Annotated in this window: 1 protein-coding gene; it reads right to left on the minus strand. The window is 41.3% G+C overall.

The genetic code is table 11. From position 1 onward, the window contains the following. The coding region (locus ACLWS4_RS38420) for a hypothetical protein (protein ID WP_416876631.1) at positions 1-218 on the minus strand (218 nt) is incomplete at its 3' end. Between the last annotated feature and the right edge of the window lie 85 nt (positions 219-303).

Genomic DNA, 303 nt, shown 5'->3' on the forward strand with positions numbered 1-303 from the left:
TGTTCTGGAAAAATCTTTTTCCCGAGATTCCCACGTATGCCCCGGTTATATGTATATCTATCACGGTATACTTCGAATATGCGGTAAAGCGGTACGCCCGGTTTAAAGATCAGGCGCACATTTTTATTGATTTTGTAAATATTATTCAGGACTTCTTTCGATTTTGGCTCACCGGTAAAACAGCTGACATCGTATTTTTCAAAGTCAATGTTGTTCATTAAGTTCAGGAAGGAGGTAGTAATCCCGTTATTCCGCATGCCCCCCGGATAAATCAGTATCCGTTCCTTTTTAACCGGCACTGCA

Origin of the sequence: Kitasatospora sp. SC0581 (assembly GCF_048159585.1) — a bacterium.
GTDB lineage: Bacteria > Actinomycetota > Actinomycetes > Streptomycetales > Streptomycetaceae > Kitasatospora.